Genomic DNA, 13,161 nt, shown 5'->3' with positions numbered 1-13,161 from the left:
AGTCCGGCCTCTTTCGCGCGATACAGATACTCCCGCAATGTCGTGCCACCTATCGACAGACTAGCAGCGGCCTGACGGGTTGACATACCCTCACAAGACAGGCGGAGAGCTTCTCTAATTTTTCGCATTGGCAATCTCTTCATTGGGCAACCTTCCAGTCCATAAAAACGGAAAGGTAGCCTGCTGCTGATTGCCTCGCAGCATTACATCAGGGGGTGCGCGGATGCCCCGGAATCACTGCGCGGATCCGATCGGAATCGGTGCGCGGATAAAATTGGAATCCATGCGCGGATGTGCCCGGAATGCGCATTAGATAGGAACGTGCTTTTTCAGCATCGCCTTGAGATGAAAAAATCGCGACACAACCATCTACATTGTCGATATTTTCCAGCAGAAGTATCACAGTCCAAACCTCGACAGTATCACGACCTTGAGGCGACCACGTAGCTTGACGAGCCAGTCTATTTGAATCAGGATCAGTGCGAAAGTCGACAAAACCAACGGAGTTCACAACGTCATCACTGTTGAAAAAAAAGTTTGTTAATGGAGTTCCCGAAGCCGAATACGGCGGGTCAATTCCATTATCTTCCGTCAAAAACACGGCCCTAATGGGGTATGCATCAGCAGCGTCTTTATTCCATGTGTCTGAAGTAATGTTGCTTGCCAACGCAAGAATCTTAAGGAACGCATTCGCCTTCTCAGATTGCAAAAATCTGGTGGAGTTTTCATCAGAAAGAAATGCCGTCAAGACATCCAGCGCGGCCTGGTCCCCTTCGGCCAGATCAGCGAGCTTCTTCTTTAATAACTCAATGCGCCCTTCAACCTCATAGTACTTTTCAAAAATCTCTTCTGTTGCATCATCATCAAGTTCATTCATACTGAAAAATGGATGAGCTAGATCTAAGAATTTTTCTTTAAAGATCATCAGAATGCCCCCCACCAAACAATTCGTTCCAATTTGGATTGGGACTATTATAATCACTCAAATAATTCAGGGTGGCAGACTGAACCGCAAACTTGTTCTTGTTTCCAATATTCACTTTGGCCAAGTTAAGACTATTTCGCGCCTGTTCAAACTCATCCAAATTCAACCATTCTTTGAATTCCGCGAGGTGTCCTGAGAATTCGAGCAAGACTTCTGTTTTGGGCGCTCCAATTTTTTCAGAATGCTTTCCCACCGCAGCGAAAAGACCAGCCAACACCACTTCACGACCAAGCCACTTTACGGCCGTATCAGTTTGGGAAAAAGCCTGATCAAGCTTACACAAGAACTTTGCAAAAGCCTCCAGAAGATCAACATTTATCTCTAACTTGCTGTCCTCAACTGACGGCATAGAAAGTGATTTTTCTGCGGCGAAGTCCGCGTTAGTGGATACGGGTTTGCCTTCATCAAGTGATTGGAATGCGGTTACCAAATGAGAAAAGTGAAACTGCCCGGCGTTTCTTGATTTGCTGTAAATTATTGAACTCTTATCCCGCTCTCTGATCACTGCACGACCACCAAGGTTCCGCTCTAAAACGGTAAAATAGTCAGAAAACAACAATTCGATTTGATGCTTAATGTTCACTGATTTATGGCCTGCATTTAGAATAAGCATCTTCTGAATTTGCTCGTTCTCATCGAGACCGAACCACACCTCTAACCACAGGCTGATATCTTCGAACACTCTTTTGAATGCTTCTTGGCCTAATTTTCGCTTTGTTCTGAGTACCTTCACAAACAACGAAGTTGGGCAGTCACTTTCTAAAAGCCAATCTCTATGCTTTTTTACTTCTTTTGGGATTGGATCCGGTTCATCCAATAGGTTTGCTTGCTGATCAACGTTTTCGAGTTGGTACTGCACAATTTCAAACAGCAACTTCATGCGATGGCTTCGTTGCAGTCCATCCAATATCTTCCAACCTTCCCTTAAGGTAACCTCTGAAGCCTTAGGAGGTGCAGCATCTTCGTCGCTGGCGACAATTACCAAAAGAGGAATATGCTTCTTCTCAACAATTGTTTCCCAAAGGTTGTCTAAATAACGATTTGTTGTAATCCCCCTTTGTACAAAATAATCTCGATAGTCGGTTGGCAAGTGTGAAACATAATCAGAGAAATTAACACGACAAAGGACACCTACAGAGCGACCTTCATTAAAACGATCCAGCACATATGCACGCATTGTCATGCCCCTAAACCACCAATTGAAATTTAGTGTCATAGTCGTATTTAAAAGAATGTCGCACAAGGCGTTTGATGCCGTTTTTACGCCATTTAATTCAGTTTGCTTGAAATCGGTTGGAGAAGGCAGGAAATATCCTGATAAATAGCAGTCTGCTTTTTGGATTTGTCTGGCACTCTAATAACCATCACCGAACTTGTAATTCTTTCGATTAAGGTGCATCAGGTAGATCTCTTCCCAGCATTAGAGCTTGGTTATCCACTCAAACAGACACCAATTGCCATGGTGCCTCAGGGCCAACATCACTTTCACGCCTGAAACGAACCGGCTGTGATGCAGGCACATAATCGCATGTTGCAATTCGTGAAAATCGAACAGTACCGGGCCGCTTGGTTCGAATGCTTCCCTGGTGGGTTGGAGCGCTCAATCTGCTCCACTCAACATGATAGAATTAAAAAAACCCGTGGAAAGGGCCATAGACCTTTGCATAGGTTTGTGTAGCAAAATGTGTAGCAAATTTGGGGGATCTTGCAGGGAGGCAGACATCAAGAGATTGAATTTGCTATATAAATTCAAATTTGTCGCTTGAAAAATGGCGGAGAGAGAGGGATTCTAGATATCAAAGCCTATTTTTTAAACAAATCAACTACTTAAACCCGTTGCGATGAACTGCAATGTAGCAACTCGCTGTAACAGATTCAACCGAGTATGCGTTTTAAAAAATACGCCTATGGCCCTGCCAATTTGATGGCATCTACACTGTCTCTGGATACTCCACTCTCGGCTCTACCGGCTCTTCCATCCAGACAATCACAATGTAATATCAATTGTTTATATGCGTATAGGCTTATGCCACTCATCCTCATTCTTACTTCGATTGCGTATCTAGCGTCAGTGTGCTTGACCCAAATGTACCGCGAGAGTAATAACGCCACTTAGTATCACGCCGCTTCATCAAGGAGCTTGGGAAATAATTTGGAGAAGAGATCAATGTGCGACATTATCGAAAAAGTCAAAATAACACTCGAGTACGAGGTAAGCGACTTAGATGCTCTTTTCGAAGCGGCCAGAGAGGCACTTAAAAAACTTCGGACAGAAGCCATTAGTGAGTTTGGGGAAGATTGCGAGATACTGTATACACAGCCAATTGAACAGCTGATCAAAGAGCAGCTCTTCGACGAGGACAGCAGGGAATTGAGGCTGTCCTCATGCATTTATACAATATTGGAGCATGCGCTCGAGAATGTCCCCGGCACCATGCTTAGAGCAAGCATTGACCGGAGCACCAAATAGTACGAAATCGATAAGGTCTTCCAAATACATTTCTCTTTCCTGTTTAGCAAGTCCCACTGTTCCCGACAATAGTTTCAACAACCATTAAAATATCTTCCGAACAAAGACTTCCAGACAGAGTGTAAAATGGACTTATTTGGGTCTTCTCCAAGAAATCCTTAGGCACCTTTAAGATACTAGAGATTTCATCGATCTCTAAGTGTTCAAATAGTGTTTTAATTATCATTATTCCCGATGGGGTAAGCTTCCTCTTCGAAAGATCATGAACGTCTATCTCCACACTTTTCCTGGATACCTTCAAAAGGCTAAGTTTATCACCAGCATTCTTGTCCCTGAGCGAATAAGTAGGTCGGCTTAGCCGTGCTTTCTCGTTGGCCAAGACCTTTCGACTAACTTTCTTTTTGGAGGTGTTTATAACCCTTGAAATATAGCTACTGTCTGCATAACGAAGATCTACCGGGACACGCCCAGATTTCAAGTCCTGCTGCTTGAGCTTAAGCCAGCCAATATTCTCACCCGCAGCGAGTCCCCTTTCAATTTCTTTTTCAAGCTCATAAATTTGCCGAACTTTAGCTAAGCTTCTCTTTTCTCTGAGCATGTCTTTTTCAAACTCAGACAATTTGGAACGAGGCCCTTTATTTTTCTCAGGAACTCTCATTCCAGATGCAAGTTTAACCGAAATATATTGCATGTGCTTAGACGTTGTCTTGTACGCCATATCCTACCGTCTTCTCCCAAAGATCGCCTTCTGTTCTCTAACGTGTAAAATTTAAGTTCATCAACTAGAACATCAAGTTCCCTAAATGGTTACTCGTTCAGCAGCACTTCCGCCCAGTCATCGAGTTTTGCCTTGATGGATTGCCAGCCTGGTTGGTAGCGGTCCAGCAGGTCGTAGAATGCCTTGCTGTGATTATGCTCCTTGAGGTGACAAAGCTCGTGCAGCAGCACATGCTCGATACAATCCCGAGGAGCCCGAACCAAAAATGGATGCAGCCTCACAATGCCATCGGTCGCACAGCTTCCCCACCGCTTCTGCATCTCGAGAAGTTCGAACTTGGGTGGTGTCTCGATCCAGGGCAGCTTGGCAGAAATCTCTTTGATGCCTTGAGAGAAGACTTGTTGGGCACGGAACTTATGCCAGGCTCGTATCCTTACACGAATGGTGTCGGGATCATGGGTCTCAGTAAAAATCTCAAGACTGCCGCGATAGAGCCGTGTTTTGCGTTCCACCTTAGGGACATCGATCAGCTTGAGCTGATAGCGTCGGCCAAGATAAAAGATCTCCTCACCACTCACATATTCACGTTCGAGAACATTGCTGCGCCGTTCCTGCGCTTGAGCCACATTATCGGAGATCCACCGGGCTTTGGACTGTACGGCTTTCTGGATAGCCACAAGTGATGCTCCCGCACTAGCCAGCACCTGAACGGTTCCATTGGGCTCCACATTGATGGCGATCTTGCCTGAAGGGCGATCTTCGCGGAGAACAACGTAAGGCAGCCTCGTGTCACCATAGACAAGCAGATGGCGCTCTGGTTCGGTTTCTTCAGAAGCTGCCATTGGTAGCCCCTGCTCTCACCTTATCCTGGATCGCAGCGATCAGCTTTTGCGCTATCGTTATGTCGCCGTAGGTCTTGAAGAAAGGCGGCAACAGGTTCCTGCTGATGTCGTTCATGATGTCTTCCCGGCTAAGTGAGTTGGCGGCGATGGCATTCATCACCACACCATCTACCAGCTGCGCCTCGGCAATGAAATGCTCTTCACCCAGCTCCTCGAAGCGAACTGGATCAACCTGCTGTTTGAAAATGCCGAAGTAGGCTCGAACATGACGGTTTTCCTTGATTGCTTCGGGGATGTCCGCTGGAGCACCACCTTTCACCTGCTCCTCAAGATCCTTGAACAGATCGTATTGCTTTCCAGGGAAGTCGAACATGGCCTCGGCTTCGGCGATGGCCTCTCGCAATAGCTCCGAGAAGATGGCCTGGGCGTAGGGATCATCAGCCAGATCCACCTCGATGGTCTGGGTGACGCGAGTACGGATAAGATCGGCCTCATTCTTCTTCTTCTCATCGCTCCAGTCTTCAGGGTCCTCAGAACTGTCGCCTGTATTTCCGCCAACCTGAATCAAGCCATCGGGGTCCTTGATGGCAACTCCGGTGACCTGATGATCGAGCAGATTGCGGATCTGCTTCTCATATTGCGAGAAGTCCACTGTCTCCATAGCATCGGCTCGTGCTTGCTGTCGGATTGCCATGAAGAACTTGAGATCAGCCTTGTATCGGTTCAACTTCACCTCATCAAAACCGGGATCTTCGAAGAAGGCACGGGACGAAGTCGCCAGCTTGAGGCACATTCCGAAGTTGGTCAGCGCCACATAGAAGTCCTCGCGGAACTTGAGGTTGGCATCAAAGCTCATCCCCTCTTCGGTCACCGTCTTCGGCACCAATAGGCGGCGGAATTGCTCCTTGTCGGCCTTGTTCTGGACGTCAGCAAACAGGGCCCAAAGCTCTCGATGCAGTTTCGGGAGCTGAAGATACTCGGTGCTGACATTGGCGTAAATGCCCTCAAGATCTTCCGGGTCGTAACCGTCGCGTGTCTCTTCGGCAAGCTTTTGATAGTCGTGCAGTGAAGTGTCTAACTCCTTGAGGATGCCGCGATAGTCAACCAGATAGCCGAACTTCTTATCCTCATGCAGCCGGTTCACACGGGCGATGGCCTGGAGCAGGTTATGCTGCTTGAGGTCCTTGTCGATATAGAGCACGGCATTGCGCGGCTCATCAAAGCCGGTGAGCAGTTTGTCGACCACAATCAGGATGTCCGGAGGTCCAACCAGGGAGAAGCCTGAGATGATGCCTTCTTCATAGGCATCTGCATCATTGCCGACATTGTCCGCCCACCAGGTCTGCACCTCGGGTGCATTGGCAGCATTGGTGTCTTCGTGGCCTTCGCGGGTGTCTGGTGGCGAAATGATAACGGCAGAGGTGACCATCCCCGTTTCATCCAGCACCTTCTTGTAGCGGATAGCCGAGAGCTTGCTGTCCGTCGCCAACTGCCCTTTGAGGCCGATAGCCTTGAAGCTGTCACAGAAGTGCGTGGCGATGTCGTAGGCGATCAGCCGGATGCGCTGTTCTGCGCCATAAACCTGGCCCTTGCTGGAGAACTTGCGCTTGAGGTCGGCCCTCTGTTCATCGGTCAGGCCTGTGGTGATCTTCTCGAACCAGTTATCGATGGCCTTGTCATTGATATCAAGCTGTGGCTGGCGTTCTTCATAGAGGAGAGGCGTAACCGTGCCATCATCCACGGCCTCACGCATGGTGTAGGCGTGAAGGATCTCGCCGAATTTGTTCTCGGTCTTGCGCTCTTTGAGCAACGGCGTTCCAGTGAATGCGATGAAGGCAGCATTGGGCAGAGCAAGTTGCATCCGCTCGTGGTTCTCGCCGCCCTGGCTGCGGTGGCCTTCATCCACCAGCACGATCATGTCCTCGCTGTCATTCTTGCACTCGGGGTATTTGGTGGCCGAGTTGAACTTCTGCAGCAGGGTGAAGATGATCCGGTCGGTTCCTGCCCCGATCCGCTTTGCAAGATCCTGTCCGCTTTCGGCCCTGGCCTTCTCGCCTTCCTTCTTGGTCGCAATAGCCGAACCGAAAGCACCACCAGACCGGAAGGTGGCCGCCAGCTGCTTCTCAAGGTCTGTGCGGTCGAGCACGATGAGCAATCGGCATTTGGCAAGGTCTGGGTTATGCAACAGGGCGCGGCAGAGGAACACCATGGTGTAGCTCTTGCCCGAGCCGGTGGTGTGCCAGATGATGCCGCCCTTGCGTTTCTTGCCTGAGGCGCTTTTCTCGTCACGCTGCTGCACCTGGGCCAGCATAGCGCGAACGCCGAAAAACTGCTGATACCGAGCCGCGATCTTGCCCACTTTACTGTCAAACAGCAGGAAGTAGCGAACGAACTCCAGCAGTCGGTCCGGCCTGGCGATGCCGATCAACAGCCGATCCTGTTCGGTGATTGCCATATCGGCAGACCATAGCGCCACAAGATGCGCCTTCACCCTTGCCGACAGTCCTGCCAACAATGCTGTCTTTTGTGCCTCAGCAAGTGGCCTGTTCTTGATCGCCAGCATATCAGCCTCAGAGATCTCTTCCTCATGCCATGCTGCCCAGAATTTCTTCGGTGTCTCGGTGGTGCCATATCGGGCCTGGCTTTCGGCAAGTGCCATGAGAACCTGGCCATAGGCATAAAGGCTCTGGATGCCGTCGGGCATCTGGTTCCGGATATGCTGGGAGATGGCCTCTTCCACCATCTTGTCCTTGTTGGCCGTCACCGCCTTCTTGGCCTCTACGATCAGCAGCGGCAGCCCGTTGACGAAGCCGACAATGTCCGGGCGATAGGTTGTAGTCTGGCCCTGTCGTTCAATGCTCATTTCCTCGGTCACCTCGAACCGGTTGGCCCCAATGTCTTTCCAGTTGACCAGCGAAACGGTAACGGACTGCTTGTGGCCGTCGGGCATGAATTCGGAAATGGTGATGCCGAGGGTGAGGATGGTGTGCAGCGCCTCGTTGGCTTTGGCCAGCCCTTGCGCAAGCCCGAGATTGGTGACGCCCTTCATCACCTGCACCTTGCCATCATCGGACAGCGGATAGAGCCTGCCTCGATAATCAAAGCGATAGGCATCGAGCCAAACCCGAAGACTGTCCTCCAGTAACACGGCGCGATTGGACCCACGTCGAGCGAGGCATTCATTGGCGGAGACATAGGACCAGCCCATATTGATCATCAGCGCCAGCGCCGGAACTTTAGAAGCTGCTTCTTCAGTAGTGATAGGCGTGATTTGATCAAGCATGATGGCCTCGGGCAAGAAACTGGGCTTTGCGAAAGCAGGACGGCGGAGCGACCTTAAGGTGTCGCCATGTCAGCACAACCGCCACGGCAGGAGCAAGGTGTGGTTGAAGAAAAAGGCCTTTTGCCACCGAAAAGGTCAGCTACTCACCACCTCATAGGGCCAATTGAAATGAGAATAGAGGAAGGGTTTGCTGCCTTCTCGGCTGGTCTCCTTGGCATAGATACGGAAGCGGGTGCCGACCGGATAGTTCTAGTGCATGGAGCGCGAACACTCCACGTCCATGGTCACAGGGAACGCCTCGCCTTCAACCGGGCGGACATGGATCGCCTTACCTCTGCCGTGTCGGCTGGCCTCATAGGTCTCGACGACAACCTGCTGATAATAGCTCCAGGGGGCTTTCACGGTAGACATCAGACCTTGACCCGCTTCTTGCCCGTCAGCAGCTGCTGCATGAGAGCGCGTTTTTCAGTGCGGAGGTGGGAAACTTTCTTTTGCAGTTGCCGTAGTTGCTTCTCGCAGTGCTTCAACACGTAAGAAATGGCCTTTTGCTCCAGCTTGCTCGGAATACTAAATTCTGCCTCATGAATTGTTGGGAGCGTCAGGCCAAACCGAGTTGCGCCGTTGGCTCTCGAGGCGAAAAAATGCTTTGAACGAGGCGTCTCAATGAAATACTTGAGAAACCGTCCATCAAGCTGCTCCAAAGGCCTCAAAATAGCCAAGTGGTACCCGCAAACAAGATCACCAGAATCTGACGCAACATAGGCGGGAATCGCGATATCTTTTGGATCTTCGCTATCTTTTGTAATAATTACATCGCCAACTTTAACAGCGAATTTTTTGATCTGTTGAGAGGAAGCTGTCGCCTTCATAAACTCGTCTGATGCATTGATGTCGTCGTTTGAGTAGACGTCCATATAGTTGCACAGGCGAACTTTGACCTCTCCTTCCCGGGTTTTCTTGTCAACGTTCGAAACAATGATTCCGGCCACATCCCCCAGCTTCACGGTCTTCCACTCGCCATCAAATCCGGGAAGGCGGCGGGTGCCGGTGAGGAGCTGTTGCATCAGGGCTTTTTTCTGAAGCCGCGCATTTTCCAGCTGCCGCTCCGCCACCTCAATCGCCCGATCCCAGGTCGACAGGATCTCGGCGATCTTCTTCTGTTCGGGAAGCGGGGGGAGGAGAACGGGAACTTTTCGAAGCTCTCCAAGGGAAATTTCCTGTAAAGCCGACCCACCAACTTTCCTGAACAAGGCGGCCTTGAACAATGAAGACCGAATTTGCTGTTCGAGAAACTTGGAAAAGACGACGCTCTTCTTGGGCGCAATTCTTGCCAATCCTCTAGTGATATTCATACCCACCAAGTCACCCGAGACTAGCTTTACAGTTCCAATCTCACCACGCAGCGCGAGAACAAGCTCCCCTTCACACAAGATGGTCTTCCGATAAGCTCGATGAACCTCTTCTGTTGTTTTTAACAATGCATCAAAAGCTATTTTCTGCTTCGACAAGTCGACAACCCGTAAACACGGAACGTTCGCGTTGGGGTCATTACCTGTTTGAACAATGCCATAGGAAATCTGCTTTTCACATACTTCCTGTAAGCTGCGCAGCTCCCACCCCTCAGGCACCATAACCAAGCTCCTTGAGATAGGCGTCCATTTCGGCTTCCAGTTCGGCCATTTCCGCGTTCAGAGCCTTGCGCTCCGTGCGGACGGCGATGAGGTCGATCTCCTCTTCCTCCTCGAAGGTGTCTACATAGCGCGGGATGTTGAGGTTGAAGTCGTTCTCGGCGATCTCCTCAAGGCTGGCGCGATAGGCGTATTTGTCGAGCGTCTCACGGGCGCGATAGGTCTCGATGATTTTGGTGATCTGCTCCTGCCCCAGCTTGTTCTGGTTCTTGCCATCCTCATACTCTCGGCTGGCATCGATGAACAGCACCGAGCTGTCGGGCTTGTTGTGCTTGAAGATGAGGATCGCCGCCGGAATGCCCGTGCCGAAGAACAGCTTCTCGGGCAGACCGATCACAGCATCGAGCAGGTTATCCTCGATCAGCGCCTTGCGGATCTTGCCTTCCGATGAGCCACGGAACAGCACCCCATGAGGCACCACCACTGCCATGCGCCCCGTGTCGGGCTTCAAGGTCTCCACCATGTGCGAGATGAAGGCATAGTCACCCTTGGTCTTGGGCGGCAGACCACGCCAGAAACGCTTGTACGGGTCCTTTTCGGCGCTGCCAATGCCCCACTTATCGAGACTGAAGGGCGGATTGGCCACCACCACGTCGAAATGCAGCAGGTTGCCATTGCCATCTAGGAGCTTGGGGTTGCGGATGGTGTCGCCCCATTCGATCTTGTGGTTGGTCTCGCCATGCAGGAACATGTTCATCTTGGCCAACGCCCAAGTCGACCCTATGGCTTCCTGACCATAGAGCTCGTAGGTGCGTTTGCCGGTCTGTTCCAGGATGCGCCGACCGCATTTCATCAGAAGCGAGCCTGAGCCGCAGGTCGGGTCGCAGATCTGATCGCCTTCCTTCGGTTGGACCAGATGGGACATGAGCGTGGATACCTCCGCCGGAGTGTAGAACTCCCCTGCCGACTTGCCAGCCTCCGACGCAAAGCGGGAGATGAGGTATTCATAAGCCCCACCGATGACATCGAGCGCCCCTACCCGGCTCGGGCGCAGATCAAGCTCGTCCTTGGCGAAGTCTTCGAGCAAGAAGCGCAGGGTGTCGTTCTTCTGATCCTCGTCGCCGAGCTTGTTAGAGTTGAAGCTGATGTCCTGGAACACGTCGCGCAGCTTGGTGCCGTTGGCGTCTTCGATGGCGTGAAGGGCCTTGTCGATGCGCTCGCCATTCTTCGGTTCGTGCCGGTGTTCGTAGAGAAAGCCGAAGCTGGCATGAGGCGGCAGGACGAAGTTCTCCTTGGCCATCATGGCTTCGATCAGCTCGGGGGCATCGCCATACTGCGCCTTGTAGCCCTGATAGTGATCGCTCCAGACGTCGGAGATGTATTTGAGGAACAGCATGGTGAGGACATAGTTCTTGTAATCCGCTGCATCCACGACACCCCGAAAGGTGTCACACACCGCCCAGGCGGCCTTGTTGATCTGATCCTGGGTGACGAGACGATCCGCCATACTTCTTCCTTGTCTTGTTTCTCGTGTGCTCCGCGAAGCACTTCATGCGGGACAGACTAGGCTGTTGCACGGCTGGAGGGAAGAGGCCGAAGGGCGAACTTTCACAGACAGGTAGGCTCTCACAGCGCAGCCAACGGCTCCTTTCTCAAGCACACCTTTATCGAGCAGTGACTCCATCATTTTCTACCACAGATTTTAGTTGCGTTTAGTGACATACCAAACGCGGTTTCGACCGCTCATTCAACGCAAGGAGCATCATGCCAAACACCCCAAACATCCCCACAGAACCGCCCTCTGCTGACGACGAACTCTCGGAAGCCATAGCCAAGCTAACTGAGGAAGCAGCCAAAGGCACCCGAGAGGATCGCCCTGACAGATTATCCATAGCTGACATCATCGAATGCCCGGAAGCCTTCAACGTCCGAGGCGAAGATCCAGCCGAGCACCACCTGACCGAACTAAAGAGAGCGCTTGAGCGCATGACCGATCTCGATCCTGTGTTGATCCTGCCGTGCGGAGACAGCTTCGTGCTCATCGATGGGCATCATCGCCTTGAAGCCTACCGCCGCGATGAAGAACGAACGGACATCCCCGTCCGGTATTTCGAAGGCAGCATCGAGAAGGCTGTCCTTGAAGCCGCCCGGATCAACGCCAAGGCAGTCCTGCCTCTCAACAACCAGCAGCGGCAGAACCTCGCCTGGCGTCTGGATCTAACAGGCAGATACACCAAGCCCCAAGTAATGGAAGCTGCCGGTATTTCGGATGGGCAGATCGCAATCATGCGTAGAGCGAAGCGGAAGCTGGGAAGCCAAGCATCTGAATTTGACGCCTGGTGGAAAGCCAAGAGAGCAGCCGATGGCAATCCCAACAGCTGGACCGAACAGGAGGACATCGACGCTTGGCGGCAACATCGAGCCCAAGTCATAGCCGACAAACTCGCCAAGACCTTCGGCCCGAAACTGTCGGGGAACCCTACCATTGCCGCGCTGGCCCTTGAGATCCATTTCGGTCGCAAGCTGGCCGACCTTACCCAGGAACTGATCGATATATGCCAGGACGAACTCGAGGAAGATGACGAGGACACAGACTTCTGATGCCCGGCACCGATCACACCACCACACCAAACCGTCTTGACAACACCACCCTAATTACCCCGAAAGGAAACCATTACATGACGCAAGCCACCATCCTCCACACCCACACCATCGAAGGCCATCCAATCGAGTTCTTCGGCACCATGGTCGAAAGCTCTCAACCGGGTTTAATGATCCCTGTCCTGCTGTGTCCTCTCGATTATCTGCGCAAAGCTTTCAGCATGCTCAAGGGATGTTCTCCAAGGCTCCTGCATCTACTTGAGTACGTCGCCAACGAAACAGGCTCCGAGATCGGATATGAAAACGGCTCTCGTGTTTTCGTTCCCGTCGAGCAACTCACGTCTCTGTTCTCATTCTCCCAGGCATCCAGTTCCATGAGGTTGCCTCAAAAGGCCATTGAAGAGTTTGATGATGGTCGGCTCATCGCATTGCAGACATTCGCCCAAATGCTGTTCCCATGGGACGATCTGGTGTCAGAGATCTGAGCCGTTGTGCTCCAACTGTTCATCTCGAGAGGCCACTGATGTGGTCTCTTGGGATTTACCCCATGCATTCCTTAGGCGTGCATTTTGCACCCCTGAGCTTGAATTCAGGATGTTCGGCACAAAAATCCGAGCGACCAATCAGATTAACA

11 protein-coding genes are annotated in these 13,161 nt (G+C 51.4%); 3 read left to right on the top strand and 8 right to left on the bottom strand.

From position 1 onward, the window contains the following. Nucleotides 1–208 precede the first annotated feature (208 nt). Both BM258_RS18320 and BM258_RS18315 read right to left on the bottom strand, forming a co-directional pair. The gene (locus BM258_RS18320) at nucleotides 209–925 is read right to left on the bottom strand and encodes a hypothetical protein (protein WP_139229315.1); all 717 of its coding nucleotides are present in this window, start codon (nucleotides 923–925) and stop codon (nucleotides 209–211) included. Continuing rightward, nucleotides 915–2,162 carry a hypothetical protein gene (locus BM258_RS18315; RefSeq protein WP_139229314.1) on the bottom strand — a complete coding sequence of 416 codons (1,248 nt, stop codon included), beginning with the start codon at nucleotides 2,160–2,162 and terminating at the stop codon, nucleotides 915–917. The genes BM258_RS18320 and BM258_RS18315 overlap by 11 nt, the downstream gene beginning before the upstream one ends. 990 nt (nucleotides 2,163–3,152) lie before the next feature. Here BM258_RS18315 and BM258_RS18310 point away from each other — a divergent pair. Further along, nucleotides 3,153–3,455 carry a hypothetical protein gene (locus BM258_RS18310; protein WP_090074676.1) on the top strand — a complete coding sequence of 101 codons (303 nt, stop codon included), beginning with the start codon at nucleotides 3,153–3,155 and terminating at the stop codon, nucleotides 3,453–3,455. Nucleotides 3,456–3,498: 43 nt separating this feature from the next. On the opposite strand, the gene BM258_RS18305 is transcribed toward BM258_RS18310, so the two are convergent. The 6 genes from BM258_RS18305 to BM258_RS18285 form a co-directional block, all read right to left on the bottom strand. Further along, a complete protein-coding gene (locus BM258_RS18305; protein WP_090074675.1) occupies nucleotides 3,499–4,173 on the bottom strand; it encodes a hypothetical protein in 675 nt (224 codons plus the stop codon). An 89-nt stretch (nucleotides 4,174–4,262) separates the two neighbouring features. Further along, a complete protein-coding gene (locus BM258_RS18300; protein ID WP_090074674.1) occupies nucleotides 4,263–5,015 on the bottom strand; it encodes a M48 family metallopeptidase in 753 nt (250 codons plus the stop codon). Then, nucleotides 5,002–8,298, bottom strand: a complete 3,297-nt coding sequence (locus tag BM258_RS18295) for a type I restriction endonuclease subunit R (protein WP_090074696.1) — start codon at nucleotides 8,296–8,298, stop codon at nucleotides 5,002–5,004. The genes BM258_RS18300 and BM258_RS18295 overlap by 14 nt, the downstream gene beginning before the upstream one ends. A gap of 249 nt (nucleotides 8,299–8,547) precedes the next feature. Beyond that, nucleotides 8,548–8,709 (bottom strand): hypothetical protein, encoded by a 162-nt coding sequence (locus tag BM258_RS24535; RefSeq protein ID WP_175528151.1) that lies wholly within the window; start codon nucleotides 8,707–8,709, stop codon nucleotides 8,548–8,550. Then, the gene (locus BM258_RS24530; protein WP_175528150.1) at nucleotides 8,709–9,929 is read right to left on the bottom strand and encodes a restriction endonuclease subunit S; all 1,221 of its coding nucleotides are present in this window, start codon (nucleotides 9,927–9,929) and stop codon (nucleotides 8,709–8,711) included. Before BM258_RS24530 ends, BM258_RS24535 begins: the two co-directional genes overlap by 1 nt. Next, nucleotides 9,919–11,433 (bottom strand): type I restriction-modification system subunit M, encoded by a 1,515-nt coding sequence (locus tag BM258_RS18285; protein WP_090074673.1) that lies wholly within the window; start codon nucleotides 11,431–11,433, stop codon nucleotides 9,919–9,921. The genes BM258_RS24530 and BM258_RS18285 overlap by 11 nt, the downstream gene beginning before the upstream one ends. A 257-nt stretch (nucleotides 11,434–11,690) precedes the next feature. Between BM258_RS18285 and BM258_RS18280 the strand changes: the two genes are divergently transcribed. Then, nucleotides 11,691–12,527, top strand: a complete 837-nt coding sequence (locus BM258_RS18280) for a ParB N-terminal domain-containing protein (RefSeq protein ID WP_090074672.1) — start codon at nucleotides 11,691–11,693, stop codon at nucleotides 12,525–12,527. After that, nucleotides 12,527–13,012: a hypothetical protein gene (locus tag BM258_RS18275; protein WP_090074671.1), complete on the top strand. Its 486-nt coding sequence runs from the start codon at nucleotides 12,527–12,529 to the stop codon at nucleotides 13,010–13,012. The genes BM258_RS18280 and BM258_RS18275 overlap by 1 nt, the downstream gene beginning before the upstream one ends. Nucleotides 13,013–13,161: the final 149 nt, after the last annotated feature.

The organism is Cohaesibacter marisflavi (assembly GCF_900115225.1).
In the GTDB taxonomy this organism is placed as follows: Bacteria; Pseudomonadota; Alphaproteobacteria; order Rhizobiales; family Cohaesibacteraceae; genus Cohaesibacter; species Cohaesibacter marisflavi.
This window is presented reverse-complemented; position numbering and strand designations above follow the sequence as displayed.